This is a genomic window from Sorangium sp. So ce281 (assembly GCF_051527395.1).
Lineage (GTDB): Bacteria > Myxococcota_A > Polyangia > Polyangiales > Polyangiaceae > Sorangium > Sorangium cellulosum_B.
The window spans coordinates 3,661,907-3,680,175 of the sequence record NZ_CP150322.1 but is presented as its reverse complement, the minus strand read 5'-3'; the positions used below and the strand labels follow the sequence as shown (position 1 = coordinate 3,680,175).

The following is an 18,269-nucleotide window of genomic DNA, read 5'->3' as shown; positions in this document are numbered from 1 at the left end:
GATCAGAGGCGCTTCAGCACCAGGATCAGCCGCCACGCCGCGGCGTGCTCGAACGGGACGTCGACGTTGAAGTCGCCGAGCGTCGCCACCAGCGAGAGCTCCGGCACCCGCTCCGCGACGCGCCGCCACCCGGCGAGGTCCGGGACGTACCACGTCGCCTCCTGCCGGATCGACGAGAGCTCCCTCGGCGCGCCGCCGTTGCGCCGGGCCGAGCACACCACCTCGAGGGTCACGGGCACGACGCGCTCGGGCGTCGACCGCTCGATGTGGATACGGAACCGCGCGTCGATCGACTGCTCGCCGCGCAGCTCGGTCCACTCCGTCCTGTTCACGCCGGACGGCGTGAGATCGGCGGGGTGGGTCGCCTCGATGACGTGGACGCCGCCCGGCAGGAGGAGCGAGGCGGCGAGCCGGAGGTGGCGCTCGAGCGCCGCCGGCGTGGCCAGCTGGTGGATCGCCGAGAGCGGCACGAACGAGAGATCGACCGGCGCGACGTCCGGCCGCTCGTCGAGCTCCGCGCACGAGAAGCGGATGCCCGCCCCGGCGCCGCGGGCGCACGCGGCGCGCTCCGCGAAGGCGATCATCGCCGCCGAGCCGTCCGCGCCGGCGCAGCCGACGCCGAGCTCCGCGAACGCCTCCAGGTGCCGCGCGGGCCCGCAGGCCCACGAGAGGACGCGCTGCACCGGGCGGCCGCCGAAGCGGCGCGCGCACGCGAGCAGGAAGTTGCGCTCGGCGGCGTAGTCGCGGTAGCCGAACGCCGCGTCGTAGAGCGCAGGCTCGCCCGGAAGCGGCGCGTCGCCGCGCGCCGGCGCCTCGCCGGCCGAGGCGCGCGCCTGGGCGACCCGCTTCGTGTAGATCATGAGATCGTCGCCCGGCGCGTAGAAGTCGGCGAGGACCGCGGCCCGCGTGAACTGCACCGCGTCGTAGAAGCGCACCGCCGCGCCGTGCCCCTCCCGGCTGCCCGTCTCCACGCGCACGAGGCCGCCGCCCTCGCGCGCGATCTCGCTCTCCATCGTGGCCACGAGCCCCCGCGCCACCCCCGACCTGGCGAAATCGGGCGAGGTCGCGATCCAGTACAGGTCGTACGTGGACTGCGTCATCGGCGTGCGGCCGTAGCAGAGGTACCCGAGGAGCCGCGGCGCCCCGTCGCCGCCCTGGAAGCTCAGCACGAACCGGTAGCCATGACCGTCCGTCGAGGGCTGGCCGAGCGCCACGTCGACGAGCTCCAGCGCCACCGCGCGCTCGTCGTCGGTGAACGCCGGGACCGACTCGAGCAGCGCGGCGATGAGCGGCCGATCTTCCGCGCGGAGGCCGCGCCGGGTGATCACGGCGCCTCGGGCGCGGCGGCGAGGGCGCCGCGGGCGGCGGAGCGCGCCGCGGCGCGGGCGAGCGCCGGCGCGCGGCCCCGCGCGCGGAGCAGATCGTCGTGGCGCGCGCCGCGGGCGAGCGCCGCGCGGAGGATCTCCCAGACGACGTCGGCGTACGACAGGCCGGCGCGCGCCGCCGCCCGCGCGAAGCCGGCGTCCGGCGAGAGATCGCAGTTCGGGTTGACGTCGATGACGTGCGGCGCGCCGCGCTCGTCGAGCCGCACGTCCACGCGGCCGTAGTCGCGCAGCCCGAGCACCTCGAACGCGCGGCGGCCCGCGGCGACGACCCGGCGCAGCTCGAGCGGCCGCAGCACCGCCGCCGAGGAGGGCGTCCCGATCGACGCGGCGGTCTCCGGGCGCCACTTCGACTCGTACGTGACCACGTGCGGGTGCCCGTCCGGCAGGCCCTGAAACGTGACCTCGCCGGGCGGCAGCACGCGCGGCGTCGGCCACCCGAGCAGCGAGACCGAGATCTCCCGCCCGTGCACGTAGCGCTGCACCACCACCGGCTGGCGGCACTGCGCGACGACCGCGGCGACCTGATCGCGGAGCGCCCTGCGATCGTGGACGACCGAGCCACGATCGATGCCCATCGAGCCGTCCTCGCGCTCCGGCTTGACGATGACCGGGAATGCGACCTCCGGGATGCGATCCGGGCCTTCGACCCGCACCGTCGCCGGCACCCGCACGCCGGCGCGCGCGAGGATCCGGTTCGCCTCGGCCTTGTGCAGGCAGCTCCGGAGCGCGACGTGATCGCTGCCCGTGAAGCGGAGATCGAGCCCCGCGAGCAGCCACGCGCACATGACCTCGTGGCGGCTGTCGCCGTCGAGCGCCTCGCACAGGTTGAAGATCACGTCCGGGCGATGGTCGCCGATGGCCGCGAGCACCTCGCTCGGCCGGAGCACGGGCCGGTGCGCCACGCGCACGCCCGGGGCCGCGGCGAGGGCCGCGAGCACGCTCTCCGCGACCACCGCGCTGCCGTCCTCGCGACCGAGCCGGAGCCGCCCGCTCCCCACCCGCTGCGCGAGTGGCGGCTCGTCGACGGCTTCCTCCGGATCTCTGTTGGACAGGATCAGTATCCGAGGCTCAGGCACCGCGCGCCTCCGGGCCTACGCGGGGCAGGAGCGCCCGCGACGGCTGCGCCGGGCTCAGGGAGCGGCCGGAGAGCGGTCTGGCGATTGGCGAAGGCGGAGAGGGTGGCCTGTCGAGAGACACGCGAACGAAACGAAGTCCACGCATGCAAGTGGCCACACTTCACCAGCTTGCCCGGCAATCGCAAGGGGAGATTTGGCCATTCCGGACGGAAAGGAAGGCGCGACGCGCCGCGGCTCAACGCCCCCGCGCCGGATCGGATCCGGCGCGCGTGGCCGGAAAACGAGCTTTCCGAGCACAACGTATCTCGGACAACAGGCTCTTCACACGCCGGCCACACGCGTGGGCTCGTCGCAGACGAGAGGAGACGGCTGGGCTGCAGGGGGGGAAGGGTCGAGTCCGGCGGCGAGATGGGGAGAGCGCCGGACGCGCTCGCGGCGGGCGGGCGGCCTGCCGCCGAGGACGCCTGAAAAGGACTTCCCTTTCCGGCGTCCTCGAGCCTCCGTCGGTCAGGCGGCCTGGCCTTCGGGGCGCGGCCTGCGATCGGCCGGGAAACAGGCCTGGATCTCGTCCATGCCGAGCGTCTCCTTCTCGAGGAGCGCCCTGACGAGCGCCTCGATCTCGCCGCGCCGGGACCTCACGATCTCGATGGCGCGCGAGAGCTGCGCTTCCGTGAGCGCCCGCGCCGTCTCGTCGACCCGGTCGAGCAGGGCCGGGCTCCGCGAGGGGTGCCCGTCGCCGACGCAGATGGGGCCGAGGTGGCTCATGCCGAGCTCCGCGACCATCTTCCACGCGATCGTCGAGGCGCGCTGGATGTCGTCCGAGGCGCCCGCCGTCATCGTCCCGAGGACGACCATCTCGGCGGCGCGGCCGCCCATCAGCATGCAGATCTGATCCTCGAGGTACTCTTTCCGGTACATCAGCCGATCCTTCTCGGGCAGCGCCTGGGTGACGCCGAGCGCGCGGCCCCGCGGCAGGATCGACACCTTGTGCACGGGATCGCAGCTCGGCGCGAGGAGCCCGACCGCGACGTGCCCGGCCTCGTGGACGGCGGTCGCATAGCGCTCGTCCTCGTCGACGAGCACCCCCTTGCGCTCGAGCCCCATGAGCACCCGGTCGCGCGCGCGGTCGATGTGCGTCGGGTCCACCGCGTCGGCGCCCTCGCGGGCCGCGAGGATGGCCGCCTCGTTCAGGAGGTTGGCCAGGTCGGCGCCCGAGAAGCCCGGCGTGCCGCGGGCGATGTAGCTGAGATCGACCTCCCCCTGGAGCGGGATCGGCCCGGCGTGGACGTTGAGGATCTCCTCGCGGCCGCGCACGTCGGGGAGCGGCACGGTGACCTTGCGGTCGAAGCGCCCCGGCCGGAGCAGCGCCGGGTCGAGCATGTCGACGCGGTTGGTCGACGCGATGACCACGATGCCGGTCTCGTGGTCAAAGCCGTCCATCTCGACGAGCAGCTGGTTCAGCGTCTGGTCGTGCTCCGCGGAGGCGGAGTCGCCGTGCCCCTTCGCGCGAGCCCGCCCCACGGCGTCGATCTCGTCGATGAAGACGATGCACGGCGCGGACTTGCGCGCCTCGGCGAAGAGCGCGCGGACGCGGGAGGCGCCCACCCCGACGAACATCTCCTGGAAGCTCGACCCCGACGCCGAGAGGAACCGCACGCCCGCCTCACACGCGACGGCGCGCGCGAGCAGCGTCTTGCCGGTCCCGGGCTCGCCCGTCAGCAGCACGCCGCGCGGCGGGCGGCCGCCGAGGCGCGCGAAGCGATCGGGGCTCTTCAGGAACTCGACCGTCTCGGCGAGCTCCTGCTTGACCTCGTGCATCCCCGCGACGTCGGCGAAGCGCACCGCCGCCCGCGCGGCCCCGGCCTTCACGTCGGAGAAGACCTTCGGGCTGCGCCGCCGGCTCACCGTGAAGAGCGCGAAGCCGACCGCGGTCAGCACGATCACCGGGAGCACCGCGGACGCCGCGCGCGACGGATCCTCCCGGGGGGCGAAGTCGACCGAGGCGCCGGCGCCCGCGAACCGGGAGACCAGCTCCTGCCGGAGCGTCGGCTCGTCGACGACGGCCGTCACCGCGACGCCGCCCGCCTGACGCACGAGGAAGTGATCCCCGCTCACCTCGACCGCGGTCGCCTGCCCCGCCTGCGCGATCTGGAGGAGCTCGGTGTACGTCGCCGTGCGCTGCACAGACGACTCGCGCGCCGCGCGCAGCGCGAGCCCGAGCGTGACCGCGAGCACCACCCCCATGAACCCAAGCACCCAGAGCCGGCGCCCCGCGGGCCCCAGCCGCTTACTCACCTGCAAGAACCAGGAATTCACTGCTGCGCCACCTTACTGCCCCGGCGTCGGGCCGGAGCGGATCTCAGGTCTAGCAAGGATACGGACCTCAGGAAGTTCCTTCTGCAATCATTCTGACGATCTGAGCCGTAGAAACCTGTGAAAGGATGGCAGCCCCGCAAAACGGAATACGGAGAACGGCCAGCGGCAGGACAAACGCCGATTCAATGGTGAGGGGATTGGTAGGATCGATGGACGAGCCCGCCGCTCGCGGATTGACGAGCTCGCCTGATAGCCCCCTTCTCGGGATGAGGTCGCCGGTGGAGCAGGAACCAGGAGAGAGGGGCTGAGAGCTCCGGCGCGCGAGCTCGAGCGGCGACCCCCTCGCGCGGACCGCGCGAGGGCGCGCCCGTAGGCTCAGCGCTTCGTCCCGAAGACCGCCGCGTCGACGGAGAGCCTCCCCGGCCCGACGAGGAGGAGCGCAACCGAGATGCCGAGGTAGACCGCCGCCGCCTCGTAGGAGGGTCCGCCCATCGCGACGAACGGATCGCCGTTCGAAACGTGAACCGCGACCGCGACGGCCATGGTGGCGGCGAGGCCCAGCGACGCGACCGGCGTCAGGAGGCCGAGGATCCAGGCAAGGCCGCCCCCGAACTCCGAGAGCGCGGCCAGCCCTTGCAAGAACCCCGGAACGGGCGCGGTGGGCCCCATCCAGCTGAAGGGGGCCTGGATCTTCCCCCAGCCGTGAAACATGAACGCGACGCCGATAACGACGCGCAGCGCGAGCAGCCCGACCGAGGCCGAGAACGGCACGTCGGTTACCCGCAGGAATCTCTTGAGCATCTGGATCACTCCTCTCGGCTCGGTAGTAAGGAGGAACGCCCGGGACAGCAAGCGCGTACGAGAGGGCCGGAGCCGCCGGCCCCGAGGCGCCGGGCCCCCGCGGCCCGGCACGGCGCGCCGGCCCGCGCCTCACGCGCTCGTCTGGGCCTCCAGGTCGTGGCGGTGCGCGGCGGCCGCGCGCTCGTCGCGGAGGGCCTCGAGGCACCGCCGCTTGATCGCCGCGAACTCGCCGGAGCCCACGATCGCCGCGGTCCTCGGCCTCTCGAACGGCACCGCGATCTCCGCGCCGACCCGGCAGGGGCGGCGGGTCATGAGGGCGATGCGGTCGGACAGGAAGATGGCCTCGTCGATGTCGTGCGTGACGAACAGCACCGTCGTGCGCACCTGGCGGAAGACGTCGAGCAAGAGCTCCTGCATCGAGAGCCTGGTCTGGGCGTCCAGCGCGCTGAACGGCTCGTCCATCAGCACGACGCGCGGCTCCGTGATCAGCACGCGCGCGATCTCCACGCGCTGCTGCATGCCGCCGGAGAGCTGCGCCGGATAGGCGTCCTCGAACCCCGACAGCCCGACCAGCGAAAGCAGGCGCCGGGACGCCTCCCGGCGCTCGCGCTCGGGGACGCCGCGCACCTTGAGGCCGAAGCCGACGTTGTTCAGCACCGTCTTCCAGGGGAGCAGCGAGCTCTGCTGGAAGACCATGCCGCGCGCCGGCCCCGGCCCCTCGACCCGCTCGCCGCCGACGACGATGCTGCCGCGCTCCGGCGCCACGTACCCGGCGACGGCGTTCAGGATCGTCGACTTCCCGCACCCGGACGGGCCGAGGAGGCTCACGAGCTCGCCGCCCTCGACGCGGAGGTCGAGATCCCGCACCGCCTCGACGCGGCGGGCGCCCGTCCCGAGGGCCACGGACAGGCCGCGGATCTCCACGGCGCCCCCCGGGCTCTCCCGGCGCGCCGCGCGGTTCGCGTCGAGCGTCATCGGCCCTTCTCCTGGGGCTCTTGCCACGGGGTGAGCCACGCGCCGGCCCGCAGGACGAGCGCGCTGCTGAGCATGCCGAGCAGGCCGATGAGCAGCATGCCGAGGACGATGTCCGGATAGCGCTGCAAGTTGTACGACTCCCAGGTGAAGTAGCCGATGCCGTACTGCCCCCCGATCATCTCGGCGGTCACGAGGCAGAACCAGGACGTCCCCATGCCGATGCTCATCCCCGTGACGATGCTCGGCAGCGCGCCCGGCAGGACGACCTCGAGGAACAGGCGGAGCGGGCGCGCGCCCAGGCTGCGGGAGCTCGCGATGAGCCGCGGATCGAGGGCGCCCACGCCGTGGATCGTCGCGATCAGGATCGGGAACAGCGCCCCCATGTACGTGATGAAGATCATGCTCAGCTCGGCCGACGGGAACATCAGGATCGCGAGCGGGAGCCAGGCGACGCCGGGGATGGGGCGCAGGATCTCGAGCGGCGGCAGCAGGGTGTCCTCGGCAAGCCGCGACCTGCCGATGAGGAGCCCGAGCACGACCCCCGTGGCGCCCGCGGCGGCGAACCCCGCGAGGACGCGGAACACACTGTTCCCGAGGTGCTGCCAGAGCTTCGGCGAGGCGAAGAGCTCCCGCGCCGCGGCGAGGACGTCGGTCGGCGCGGGCACGTTGAGGAACGTGACGACGCCGAGATCCGCGCGCGCCATCGACGCCCACTGCCAGAGGCCGATGCACGCCGCCACGGACAGGGCGCGCAGGAAGGCGCGGCGGAGGTCGCGGCGCGGGCGCCCCTCGCGGGGCGCGCGACCCGGCGCGGGCGACGGCGCGCCCCGCCGGGCCGCGCTCGCCGGGGCGGGCGCGAAGGCCGCGCCGCCGGCGAGCTCCGCCCCGGCCGGCGCGCTGCGCTCGGAGATCATCGTCATGGCGCCGCCGCCGTGAGCTTCGCGCGCTCGGCCCGCAGGGCCGCGAAATCGACGACCGCCGCGCCGTTCTCCGCGGCCCACCGCTCCGCGTCCTCCTTCGCCAGGAACGCCGACAGGCCGCCGTCCGGGCGCCTCGCGTACCACGCGCGATCGGCCAGGAGCTTCACCCCGCTCGCGCGATCGTGCACGAACACCGCGCGGATCTCCTTGCCCTCGGTCGTCAGCTGCCCGAGCGCGGCGAGCGCCGTGCCCGGGCTGGCGTACGCGCGCACCTTCGGCTCGCCCGCGACCCAGATCTGCGCGACGAGCGTCGGCTCGGCGATCGGCTCCCCGGACAGCGCGTCCTTCCCGGACAGCGGGAGCTTCGCGTAGCTCGCGAGCCGCGCCTCGTAGTCGAGCCCGAGCTCCGCCGCCGCGCGCCGGATGTACCGGTCGTCCACGAACGCGCCGACGTCGAGGGTCGTGTCCGTGCGCTTCAGCAGCGTGAGCGTGTCGACCGCCACCTGGAGCGCGCGGCGGACCTCGGGCTTGATCGTGAAGTCCCGCGTCTGGATGCCGAGCGGGCCGTGGAACATGTAGGCGACCTCGGCGTCCACCCCGGTCACCTTCTCGATGAGCTCGCTGTGCTTCTCGGGCTCCTCCGCGAACAGGCGGTCGGCCTCGAGCGCCGCCTTGAGGAAGGCCACGACGATCTCCGGGTATTTCTCCGCGTACGCCTCGCGCACCAGCACGCCGTGCGCCGTCGGCACCTTCACGCTGGAGCCGTCGTAGATCTTCCGGGCGAAGCCGCGGAAGGGGAACAGCTCGGCGAACGGGACGAAATCCGCGTGTGCGTCGATCTTGTTCGCCTTGAGCGACGAGCCGCCCACCTCCGGCGACTGCGAGACGAGCGTCACGTCCCTGTCCGGGTCCCAGCCGAGATCGCGGATCGCCCGGAGCAGCATGCCGTGGGCCGACGACCCGAACGGCACCGAGATCTGCTTGCCCTTGAGGTCCTTCAGGCCCTGGGCCGGGGAGTCGTTCGGCACGACGATCCCGTTGCCGCTCCCCAGCGCGCTCCCGGAGAGCGTGGCGATGAAGCGGCTGCGGCTCCCCTGCTTCTGGAACGCCACGCCGTTCAGCACGCCGGGGAAGTCGGCCATCGCGCCGATATCGAGCTTCTCGGCCACCATCTCGGTCGTCAGCGGCGGCCCCGAGGTGAAGTCCTTCCACTCGATCTCGTAGGTGACGTCCTTGTACTTGCCGTCCCTCGGCAGGTGCTTCTCGAGCAGCTTGAGCTCCCGGATGAGCAGCCCGCCGGTGGCGCAATTGATGGTCGTGTCCTGCGTCCCGATCGCGATCCGGATCGTCTGCTTCGCCTCGGGCTTGCACGACAGCCCGGCGACGACCGCCGCGAGGAAGCTGAGGAAGGCGAGCGCGCGGAGTGCCCTGGTCATCGGTTCAATCCCTCGCAAAGGTCCCATGTCGTTCGTCGCCTCGTCCGATCCCCGCCCGGATGGCCTCGAGCGCGCGGCCCGCCGCCTTCCGCACCTCGACGTCGGCGTCGCCGAGCAGCCGGCGGAGCGGCGCCTCCGCGGCCGCCGCCTCGATCTCGCCGAGCGCCTGCGCGGCCGCCTTGCGCAGATCCGCGAGGTCGCTCCCGAGCAGCCCGACCAGGTCCTCCGTGGCCGAGGCGGCCCGGAGCCGCCCGAGCGCGAGCGCCGCCTCCTTCCGGACCTGCCAGGCGCGGTCGTCGAGCGCGCTCCGGAGGTGCGGCGCCGCGAGGGCGTGCGCCGAGCGGCCGAGCACGACGGCGGCCTCGACCCGCACCCGCCAGTCCGGATCGGAGAGCAGCCCCACGAGGTCCTGGACGAGCGCGGGTTCGCCCGGCGCGCCGAGCGATTCGAGCGCGCCGATCGCGACCTGCCGCACCCGCGCGTCGGGATCGCGCAGGCTCGGGCGGAGCGCCGGCGCGGCCTCGGGCCGCCGCAGGTAGGCCAGGGCGAGGACCGCCTCGCGCCGCACCTCGGGATCCGGGTCGCCGAGCGCCCCTTCGAGGGGCGCGAGCGCCCGCGGGTCGCGGATCTCGCGGAGCGCCACGATCACCGAGGTGCGGACGAACGGGCGCGGGTGCCCCAGCGCGTCGATGAGGTGCGTGGCGGCGTCCGCCCCGCGGATCTCGCGGAGCGCCGTGGCGGCCGCCTCCCGCACGCGGGCGTCCTCGTCGTCGAGCGCCCCGACGACGGCCGGCACCGCGCGGGCGTCGCCGAGATCCTCGAGGTGCCCGAGCGCGAGCGCCCGCACCGTCGGATCCTCGTCGCGGACCGCCGCGATGAGGGGGTGGAGGATCTCCGGATCCGAGAGATCCTCTATCTGCGTCAGCGCCAGCTGGCGCGCGCCGGGGTCGGGATCCCCGAGGATGCCCTCGAGATCCTGCGCGAGCGAAGGCTGTGTCATGTCGTCTCTGCCGTGGTGTCGCTATCGGATGAGAAAGGGGATCTTCACGGTGATGGCCTCTTTGGGGCAATCGATCTCGCACGCGAGGCAATACCAGCACTCGTCGTAGGCCATGCGGGCCTTCTTCGTCTCGGGATCGATCGCGAGGCAATCGACCGGGCACGAGTCGATGCAGATGCGGCAGCCCTTGATGCACGACGCCTCGTCGACGACGACGGGCAGATCGAGCCGCACGGCGGCCTCGGCGTGGCCCACGGACCTGGCGCGCTGCGCCTTGACGGATTCGCGGTTGAGCAGGTGACCCATCGCTTGATTGACCTCGTGTTCTCGCGTTCTCGGGCGCTCGTCAGACCGACGCGCGCTGCTCTTCGGCCGGGATGCGCAGCCGGTGGTAGGCCGCGCGCTCGCCGTCGTCGATCGGGAAGAGATAAGGCTCCACCGGCCTCTTGAAGGCGACCATCTCGCCGCGCTCGTCCTTCTTCAGGTTCACGTGCGTGAACCAATTGCGGTCGTCCATCTCGGGGTAATCGAGCCGGTGGTGGTAGAGGCCCCAGCGGCTCTCGGTCCGGTACAGCGACGCGCGCGCCGCCATCTCCGCGCAGTCGCGGATGAAATGGCACTCCATCACCCGCATGAGCTCGTGGGGGCTCTCCGCGGTGACCTCCTCGAGCTCCTCCTTCGCCCGCAGGAAGTACTCGAGCCCGAGCGTCATCTTGTTCCCCGTCTTGGGCGGCTGGAGATAATCGTTCACCAGGCGCCGCACCTTGTATTCGTACTGGTGCGGCGCCACGCCGCTTCGTCGAGAGAGGGGGGCGAGGATGCGCTCCCGCTCGGCGTCGACCGCGGCGGCGAGCGGCTCGACCGCGGGCGCGCGCTCGAGGTAATCGAGCGCGCTCTGGGCGCAGATCTTCCCGTAGGTGAGCGCGCCGAGCAGGTAGTTGTGCGGCACGCACGCCATGTCGCCGGCGGCGTAGAGCCCGGGCACCGTGGTCTCGCCCTTCTCGTTGACCCAGACGCCCGACGCGCTGTGCCCGCTGCACAGGCCGATCTCGGAGATGTGCATCTCGACGAGATCGCTCGCGTAGCTGTGCCCCCTCCCCTCGTGGAAGCGCCCGCGGCTCGGGCGCTCCGTCTGGTGCAGGACCCGCTCGACCTCGGTGATCGTCTCCGGGGCGAGGTGGGTGAGCTTCAGGTACACGGGGCCGTTCGCGGAGTGGAGCTCCCGGTAGAACTCGAGCATCATCTGCCCGCTCCAGTAATCGCTCTCGATGAAGCGGTGCCCGCGCGCGTTGACCGTGTGCCCGCCGAGCGGGCCTGTCACGTACGCGCACGCCGGACCGTTGTAGTCCTTGATGAGCGGGTTCACCTGGAAGCACTCGATGCCCGAGAGCTCGGCGCCCGCGTGGTACGCCATCGAGTAACCGTCTCCCGCGTTCGACGGGTTCTCGTACGTCCCGTGGAGGTAGCCCGACGCCGGCAGCCCGAGCCGCCCCGAGGCGCCGCAGCACAGGATGACCGCCCTCGCCTTGATGATCTCGAGTTGTCCTTCCCGGGTGTCGAAGCCGATCACCCCGGCGACGTGGCCGTCGGTCACGAGGATCCGCGTCGCCATCACGCGGTTGACGACCTTCACGCCGGCGCGCTTGACCATGCGCGTCAGGATCTTCTTGAGATCGTAGCCCTCGGGCATCGGGAGGACGTAGCTCCCGTTGTGGTGGACCTTCTTGACGTCGAAATCGCCCGATCGCGTCTTCTGGAACTTCACGCCCCAGGAGTCGAGCTCCTGGATCATCGCGAAGCTGTTGCGCGCATATTCATAGACGGCGCGCTGGTTCACGATGCCGTCGTTGGCCACCGTGATCTCCTTCACGTACTGCTCCGGCGTCGCGTGCCCTGGGATGATGGCGTTGTTCAGCCCATCCATGCCTATCGCGATGGCGCCGCTCCGCTTGATATGCGCCTTCTCGAGGAGGACCACCCTCCCCCGGGGCAACCGCTGTTGCGCCTCCACCGCTGCAGTGGAGCCTGCGCTGCCGCCGCCCACGACGACGACGTCCGCCTCTGTCACGCGAATGTCCATTACAAGCCCTCAAGGTTTCAGGCGCGCGCACACGACGACCCCACCGCCTCTCGGCCCAATGGCCAACGGCCAGCGGCCGGGGTCGGACGCCCGGCGTCTCCCATCACAGACGCGACATCCGTTTTAACAGACGAACTGTGCTTCGGCAACAGCTTTGTTGCTGCTGGCGCAGCACAGGCCTGGTGTCGGGCGCCGTGGGAGGGCGCCTTGCAAGCGAGACGTCAGGGCCGGGGTCTGGCGGCGCCGCCATCGCGGATGTGCGGCGCGCGGGCGGGCTCGCCCACGGCGGGGATCCCCGAGCCACCCAGAAAGATTCGCCTTTCCACCCTGGTTGTCTCCCCGGAGACGCGGGCGGGACGCTACCATGCGGGTCAACCCGTAGTCCTCCCATGGATCGGGGGAACCGAGCGCGGACCTCGTTCATCACCGGTCACCCGATTCACCGCGCCCGGCGCCTCCCAGCCAGGGCGCCCGCGCGCCGCTTCGCTGCATGGCCAAGCACCCGTCCCAGCTCGCCGACCTAGAGATCCAGCGCCGCCTCGGCGCTGGCGGCATGGCGGAGGTCTTCCTCGCCAAGAAGCGGGGCGCCGAGGGGACGTACAAGCTCCTCGTCGTCAAGCGCATCCTCCCCGCGCACGGGGCGTCGCGGCGCTTCCGCGCGATGTTCGTGGAGGAGGCCCACCTCGCCACGCGCCTGAACCACCCGAACATCGTCCAGGTCTACGAGTTCTCCGACCACGGCGAGGACGGGCTGCTCCTCTCGATGGAGTACGTCGAGGGCTTCGACCTCGGCAAGCTGATGCGGGCCGCCCAGCAGAAGGAGTCGCGGATCCCGCCGCTCGTGTCGGCGTTCATCGTCTCCGAGGCGGCGAAGGGGCTGCACTACGCCCACGAGCGCAAGGACGAGGGCGGCATGCCGCTCGCCATCGTCCACCGCGACGTCTCGCCGCAGAACATCCTGCTCTCGCTCGAGGGCGTCGTGAAGATCGCCGACTTCGGCATCGCCAGCGCCAACCTCTTCCGCGAGGAGCCCGGCGTGCTGAAGGGCAAGTTCGGGTACATGTCGCCCGAGCAGGCGCGCGGCGAGCGCGTCGACCGGCGCAGCGACATCTACGCCCTCGGCGTCGTGCTCTACGAGCTGCTCGCCATGCGCTCGCCGTACGGCAAGCTCGACGACGAGGCGCTGCTCCAGGCCGTGAAGGAGGGCCGGTTCGACCCCCCGTCGTCGCACGCGCGCGACATCCCCGCGGAGCTCGAGGCGATCGTGATGCGCGCCATGGAGCGCGAGCCCGAGGCCCGCTTCCAGACCGCGCGCGACCTGGCCGGGGCGGTCGCGCGCGCGCTGCTCGCGAGGCAGGAGCTCGTCGACAACGCCTCGGTCGAGCAGACCGTGGCCCACCTGCTCGGCCGCGACCGCGCGGAGGAGGCGCGCGAGGGCGCCGCGCGGCGCGCGGAGGGCGCGGAGGGCGCGGAGGAGCAGCCCGCGGACGGCGGCTCCGTGGCGCAGCCGCAGACGCTCGCGGCGGTGCCGGCCGCGCGCACCGGCGGCGACGCCGAGGGCACGGGCGCGCCGCGCGCCGTGCGCGAGGTGCGCCACGTCGCCGTGGTCACGCTGCGCATCGAGGGCGTCGACGCGCTGCTCGGGGCGCAGGGCCGGCTCGCCGGCAAGCGCAGCGGGCGCTCGATCCGCACGACCCTCGACGCGATCGCCTTCAAGCACGGGGCGATCTGGTCGTGGGAGTCGCACGCGAGCGCGCGCGCGGTGGTCGGGCTGCTCGCGAACCCCTCGCGCGCCGCCGCCGACGCCGCCTCGCTGGCGGTCGACGTGCACGAGGCGCTCGCGGGCGCGTCGGAGGACCTGCCCGTCGAGCTCCGCGCCGCGATCGGCATCGTCCGCGGCATCGCGTACGGCGAGCGCGACGAGCAGGGGCACCTCATCAACCACGCCCTCAAGGAGCCCGCGAACTTCCTCGCCGAGCGCATCGGCAGCCGCACCCCGTTCGGCAAGACCTGGGTCGCGGGCGGCGTCTACCGCCTCGTCCGGCGGGACTTCCGCTGGGGCGACGCGCCCTCGCTCGACCTCGACGACGCCCGCGGCTACCCGGTCCCGCACCAGATGCGGCTCTACGCGCTGCAGCGCCCGCTCACCCGCGAGGAGCGCATGGCGGAGATCGCGCTCTCGCCGAACGACCTCGTGGGGCGCGACGCGGAGCGGGCCGATCTGCACGCGGCCTACCACCGGGCGATCTCGCCGCCCGTGAAGGGCAGCGTCGAGCCGCCCGCGCGCTTCGGCGGGAGCGAGCCGCCGGGGAGCCGGCAGAGCAGGCCCCCGAGCATCTCGAGCAGGCCCTCGAGCCCGCCGGTCGGCGCGCTCCGCGGCCAGTCCGTGGCGCGCGTCATCGCCGGCGAGATGGGCATCGGCAAGAGCGCGCTCATCGCCACGTTCCTCTCGGAGCTCCCCGGCGACGCGCGCGTGCTCCACGTCGAGTGCTCGCCCGTGAAGAGCGAGCTGCCGCTCGCCACGGTCTGCGACGTGCTCCGCGACGTCACCGGGATGGGGCTCGACCACGCGATCGACGACGCCTCCCACGTGATCCGCGCCCTGCTCGGGCCCATCGCGCGCTCGCCGCTCGGCGCGCGCATCGTCACGCGGCTCGCCGAGCTCGTCACGGGCAAGCAGCTCGAGCACCCCGAGGAGGAAGCGGCCGCCTACGGCCGCGACGTGGTGGTGCGGGGCGTGAAGTACCTGCTCGGCTCGCTGGCGCGCCACCAGCCGCTCGTCGTCGTCATCGACGGCCTCCAGTGGGCCGACCGGCCGAGCCTGGAGCTCCTCTCGGAGCTCCTGAAGCAGCGCGCGGAGCGGCTCCCGGTGCTCGTGCTGCTCCTCACGCGCCCCGAGGAGCGTGTGACCCCGTTCATCGAGGGGCTCGTGCGGATCGAGCTCCGTGGGCTCAGCGCCGAGGAGCAGATGCGCCTCGTCGAGGCCCGCCTCGGCGTGCGCGACGGGGTGGCGGCCGTCTGCGGCGAGCTCGTGCCGCGCGTCGCCGGCAACCCGTTCTTCCTGCTCGAGATGATCGACGCGCTCCTCGAGCGGGGCACGCTGGAGATCGTCGAGCATCCGGGCGGGCGGCACGAGCTCGTGCGCCACGACCGGACGGGGGATCGCGGCGAGCCCCTGCCCTCGACGCTGGAGCAGCTCATCGGCGACCGCCTGCGCGAGCTGCCGCCGGCGGAGCACGACGTCGTGAACTGGCTGGCGGTCGCGGGGGGGCCGCTGCTCAAGGACGACATCCTGAACCTGACGCGGCTCGCCGACGACGAGGCGGTGACGCGCCTCTGCGCGCGCGGCCTGTGCGATCGCCGCGCCGGGGCGGTGGACTTCCGGCACCCGCTCGTGCGCGACGTGGCCTACCTCGCGCTCGACGGCGCGAGCCGCGTGCGCATGCACCGGCGGCTCGGCGAGCACCTCTCGACGACGCCGCTCTCGCAGGGGCTCTCGGCGGCGATCGTGGCGCAGCACCTCGCGCGGGGCGAGGCGCCCGGGCCGGCGGCGGAGCTCTACCTCGACGCCGCGCGGGCCGCGCGCGCGGGGCACCAGGCGCAGCTGTCGCGGCGGTACTACGAGCGCGCGCTGTCGCTCCTGCCGGCCGGCGACACGCGGCGGATGATCGCGCACGAGGCGCTGGAGGCGATCTTCCGCCACCTCGGCCGCCGCCGCGACCGGCGGCGGCACCTCGCGGCGCTGCGCCAGCTCGCGAAGGAGAGCGGCCAGGCGCGCTGGGCGGCGCTCGCCCTCGTGCGCACCGCGCGGTTCGACCTCGACGACGGCTACCTCGCCCGCAGCCTGCCGGTGGCGCAGCGCGCGGCCGAGATCGCGCGCATCGCGCGCCGCCCCGCGCTCGAGGTCGAGGCGCTCACGATCCTGTCGGAGGTGCTGCGCGAGCTCGGCGACGTCCAGGGCGCGATCAGCGCCGCGGATCGCGCGCTCCGGGTGACGCAGGCGGGCGGGCTGACGCCGCGGGCGCGCGCGGAGGTGCTGCGCACGAAGGGGGTGCTCCTGCGCCGGGTCGGCCGCGTGCAGGAGGCGGTGGAGGCCCACGCCGAGGCGATCGCGGTGTTCCGCGCGGTGGGGGCGCGCCGCAGCGAGGCGCGCGCGAAGAACTCGCTCGCGGTGGCGATGTTCGTGCTCGAGCGCTTCGAGGACGCGATCGCGGTCGGGCTCTCGTCGATCTCCATCGATCTCGCGATCGGCGGCCGGTTCCAGATCGCCAAAACGTTGAGCAACATCGGCCACGCCTACGCGAAGCTCGGGGACGTACCGCGGAGCCTGGCGTACATGAAGCGGGCGCGCGAGGCCCACGAGCGCTATGACGATCAGGATGCGCGGGCCGACACGCTCCTCTGCTCGGCGGGGATCCTCCTCGAGGCGGGCGACGTCGACGCCGCGCACACGCTGTGCGCCGATGCGGGCGCGCTCATCGCGGTGACCGGCAGCGTCTACGACATGATCCACGAGCGCAACGTCCGCGGCCTGCTGGCGAGGGCGCGAGGCGATATCCAGGGCGCGATCGCGAACGCCTCCGAGGCGCGGCAGCTCGCCGAGTCGCAGGGGCTCATGAGCTACCACGCCCACGCGACGGCGATCGAGGCGGCGTCGCGGGTGGACGCGGGCGAGGTCCACTCCGGGGTGCTGCTCGCGCGGACGGCGCTCGGCGCGGTCGAGGCGGGCAGCTCGGAGTACGGCATCGAGGTGCGCGACCTCTGCTGCGAGGCGCTGCAGAAGGGCGCGCCGGCGAGCTCGACGGACGCGTACCACCGCGCGGCGGCGCACGTGCGGCGGGTGGCGGGCTACATCCGCGACGCGCGGCTCAGGGCGCTGTTCCTGGAGCGCACCGTGGTGCGGCGGGTCTTCGCCGCGGAGGCGGACGGTCCGGCGGCGGGGCACGACCCGCTCCGCCGCGGGGAGATGGCATGACGGGAACGGGCGCGAGGACCGGGGCGAAGCAGCGGCGCAAGGTGGCGGTGATCCTCTCGGGCGGCGGCGCTCGGGGGGCGTACGAGGTCGGGGTCCTGTCGTACGTGCTCGACGCGTTCGCACGCCTGCGCGGGGCGCCGCCGCGCATCGACATCCTGTGCGGGACGTCGGTGGGCGCGGTGAACGCGTGTTACCTGGCGGCGCACCTCGACGATCCGACGCTGGGGGTGCGGCGCCTCGTCAACCTGTGGACGCAGCTGAAGCTGGAGACGGTGCTCGGCTTCGGGGTCCGGCAGGCGATCTCGATGCCGAAGCTCCTGTTCGGGGGCGGGTCGGAGGGGGTGGGCCTGTTCGACGTCTCGCCGATGCAGCGGCTCGTCGAGCGGGAGATCCCGTGGCGCGCGATCGCGCGCACGCTGCGCCACGGCTACCTCTCGGCGGTGAGCGTGTCGGCGACGGAGATCGGGACGGGCCGGACGGTGATCTTCATGCAGACGGGCCCGGACGGGGCGCTGCCGACGACGGCGCCGCCGCGGACGCTCATCCGGGGGGCGCTGATCGGCCCGCAGCACGCGCTCGCGTCGGCGGCGATCCCGATCCTGTTCCCGCCGGTGCGGATCGGCCGCGATCTGTACATGGACGGGGGCGTGCGGCAGAACACGCCGATCGCGCCGGCGCTCCGGCTGGGCGCGACGCACGTCCTGGCGATCGGGCTGTCGCGCGAGGTGCGGAGCATCGACGCGGGGGACAGCGGCAAGCCGCCGGGAATGGCGCTCGTGCTCGGCAAGGTGCTGAACGCGTTCCTGCTCGACCACATCCAGACGGATTTCGAGGTGCTGACGCGGGTGAACCACATGATCGAGGACGGGGAGCAGGCGTTCGGTCCGGATTTCCTGCAATCGATCAACGGGGCCGCGGCGCAGCGCGGGGCGCTGCCGTACCGGCGGGTGGAGACGCTGGTGGTGCGGCCGAGCACGGATCTCGGGCGCCTGGCGGCGGAGCACGTGCGGGCGGGCAAGCTGCAGGGCGGGCCGGCGATGATGCGGCGGCTGCTCTCGCTGGTGGACGTCGGCGCGGCGAACGACGCGGATCTCGCGAGCTATCTCCTGTTCGACGGCTCGTTCACGCGGAAGCTGATCGAGCTGGGGCGCGCGGACGCGGAGGCGAGGCGGCACGACGTCGCGGACTTCTTCGGGAGCGCGGCGGAGGAGGCGGAGCCCAGGCTGTCGGACAGCGCGGAGTGGTCGATCCCGCCGCCGGTGGGGCCGGGGAGGTCGGTGTAGGGGGCGAGAGGTGGTCGAATCA

12 protein-coding genes are annotated in these 18,269 nt (G+C 73.0%); 2 read left to right on the top strand and 10 right to left on the bottom strand.

Going from position 1 to position 18,269, the window contains the following annotated elements; genetic code table 11:
* Positions 1-2: 2 nt before the first annotated feature.
* From WMF27_RS14055 to WMF27_RS14010, 10 genes are all read right to left on the bottom strand, one after another.
* Positions 3-1,328: a GNAT family N-acetyltransferase gene (locus WMF27_RS14055; protein WP_437768364.1), complete on the bottom strand. Its 1,326-nt coding sequence runs from the start codon at positions 1,326-1,328 to the stop codon at positions 3-5.
* Positions 1,325-2,461 (bottom strand): D-alanine--D-alanine ligase family protein, encoded by a 1,137-nt coding sequence (locus WMF27_RS14050; RefSeq protein ID WP_437768365.1) that lies wholly within the window; start codon positions 2,459-2,461, stop codon positions 1,325-1,327. The genes WMF27_RS14055 and WMF27_RS14050 overlap by 4 nt, the downstream gene beginning before the upstream one ends.
* Before the next feature lie 507 nt (positions 2,462-2,968).
* Positions 2,969-4,756, bottom strand: a complete 1,788-nt coding sequence (ftsH, locus tag WMF27_RS14045; protein ID WP_437768366.1) for an ATP-dependent zinc metalloprotease FtsH — start codon at positions 4,754-4,756, stop codon at positions 2,969-2,971.
* A gap of 396 nt (positions 4,757-5,152) precedes the next feature.
* Positions 5,153-5,578 (bottom strand): DoxX family protein, encoded by a 426-nt coding sequence (locus WMF27_RS14040; RefSeq protein WP_437768367.1) that lies wholly within the window; start codon positions 5,576-5,578, stop codon positions 5,153-5,155.
* Positions 5,579-5,707: 129 nt separating this feature from the next.
* Positions 5,708-6,553: an ABC transporter ATP-binding protein gene (locus WMF27_RS14035; RefSeq protein ID WP_437768368.1), complete on the bottom strand. Its 846-nt coding sequence runs from the start codon at positions 6,551-6,553 to the stop codon at positions 5,708-5,710.
* Entirely contained in the window at positions 6,550-7,473 is a 924-nt protein-coding gene (locus WMF27_RS14030) for an ABC transporter permease (protein ID WP_437768369.1), read from the bottom strand. The genes WMF27_RS14035 and WMF27_RS14030 overlap by 4 nt, the downstream gene beginning before the upstream one ends.
* Positions 7,470-8,909, bottom strand: coding sequence for an ABC transporter substrate-binding protein (locus tag WMF27_RS14025; RefSeq protein ID WP_437768370.1), 1,440 nt, complete (start codon positions 8,907-8,909; stop codon positions 7,470-7,472). The genes WMF27_RS14030 and WMF27_RS14025 overlap by 4 nt, the downstream gene beginning before the upstream one ends.
* Before the next feature lie 4 nt (positions 8,910-8,913).
* Positions 8,914-9,909, bottom strand: a complete 996-nt coding sequence (locus WMF27_RS14020; RefSeq protein WP_437768371.1) for a HEAT repeat domain-containing protein — start codon at positions 9,907-9,909, stop codon at positions 8,914-8,916.
* Positions 9,910-9,930: 21 nt separating this feature from the next.
* Positions 9,931-10,215 (bottom strand): 4Fe-4S dicluster domain-containing protein, encoded by a 285-nt coding sequence (locus WMF27_RS14015; protein WP_437768372.1) that lies wholly within the window; start codon positions 10,213-10,215, stop codon positions 9,931-9,933.
* 40 nt (positions 10,216-10,255) lie between these two features.
* A complete protein-coding gene (locus WMF27_RS14010; RefSeq protein WP_437768373.1) occupies positions 10,256-11,989 on the bottom strand; it encodes a fumarate reductase/succinate dehydrogenase flavoprotein subunit in 1,734 nt (577 codons plus the stop codon).
* 490 nt (positions 11,990-12,479) lie between these two features.
* Here WMF27_RS14010 and WMF27_RS14005 point away from each other — a divergent pair, with 490 nt between their 5' ends.
* A complete protein-coding gene (locus WMF27_RS14005) occupies positions 12,480-16,964 on the top strand; it encodes a serine/threonine-protein kinase (RefSeq protein ID WP_437768374.1) in 4,485 nt (1,494 codons plus the stop codon).
* Positions 16,961-18,247, top strand: coding sequence for a patatin-like phospholipase family protein (locus tag WMF27_RS14000; RefSeq protein WP_437768375.1), 1,287 nt, complete (start codon positions 16,961-16,963; stop codon positions 18,245-18,247). Before WMF27_RS14005 ends, WMF27_RS14000 begins: the two co-directional genes overlap by 4 nt.
* Positions 18,248-18,269 lie beyond the last annotated feature (22 nt).

What these genes read in the sequence shown, in the direction of transcription:
- WMF27_RS14040 (WP_437768367.1), bottom strand. Translation starts at nt 5,578, where the DNA reads ATGCTCAAGAGATTCCTGCGGGTAACCGACGTGCCGTTCTCGGCCTCG.
- WMF27_RS14035 (WP_437768368.1), bottom strand. Translation starts at nt 6,553, where the DNA reads ATGACGCTCGACGCGAACCGCGCGGCGCGCCGGGAGAGCCCGGGGGGC.
- WMF27_RS14030 (WP_437768369.1), bottom strand. Translation starts at nt 7,473, where the DNA reads ATGACGATGATCTCCGAGCGCAGCGCGCCGGCCGGGGCGGAGCTCGCC.
- WMF27_RS14025 (WP_437768370.1), bottom strand. Translation starts at nt 8,909, where the DNA reads ATGACCAGGGCACTCCGCGCGCTCGCCTTCCTCAGCTTCCTCGCGGCG.
- WMF27_RS14020 (WP_437768371.1), bottom strand. Translation starts at nt 9,909, where the DNA reads ATGACACAGCCTTCGCTCGCGCAGGATCTCGAGGGCATCCTCGGGGAT.
- WMF27_RS14015 (WP_437768372.1), bottom strand. Translation starts at nt 10,215, where the DNA reads ATGGGTCACCTGCTCAACCGCGAATCCGTCAAGGCGCAGCGCGCCAGG.
- WMF27_RS14010 (WP_437768373.1), bottom strand. Translation starts at nt 11,989, where the DNA reads ATGGACATTCGCGTGACAGAGGCGGACGTCGTCGTCGTGGGCGGCGGC.
- WMF27_RS14005 (WP_437768374.1), top strand. Translation starts at nt 12,480, where the DNA reads ATGGCCAAGCACCCGTCCCAGCTCGCCGACCTAGAGATCCAGCGCCGC.
- WMF27_RS14000 (WP_437768375.1), top strand. Translation starts at nt 16,961, where the DNA reads ATGACGGGAACGGGCGCGAGGACCGGGGCGAAGCAGCGGCGCAAGGTG.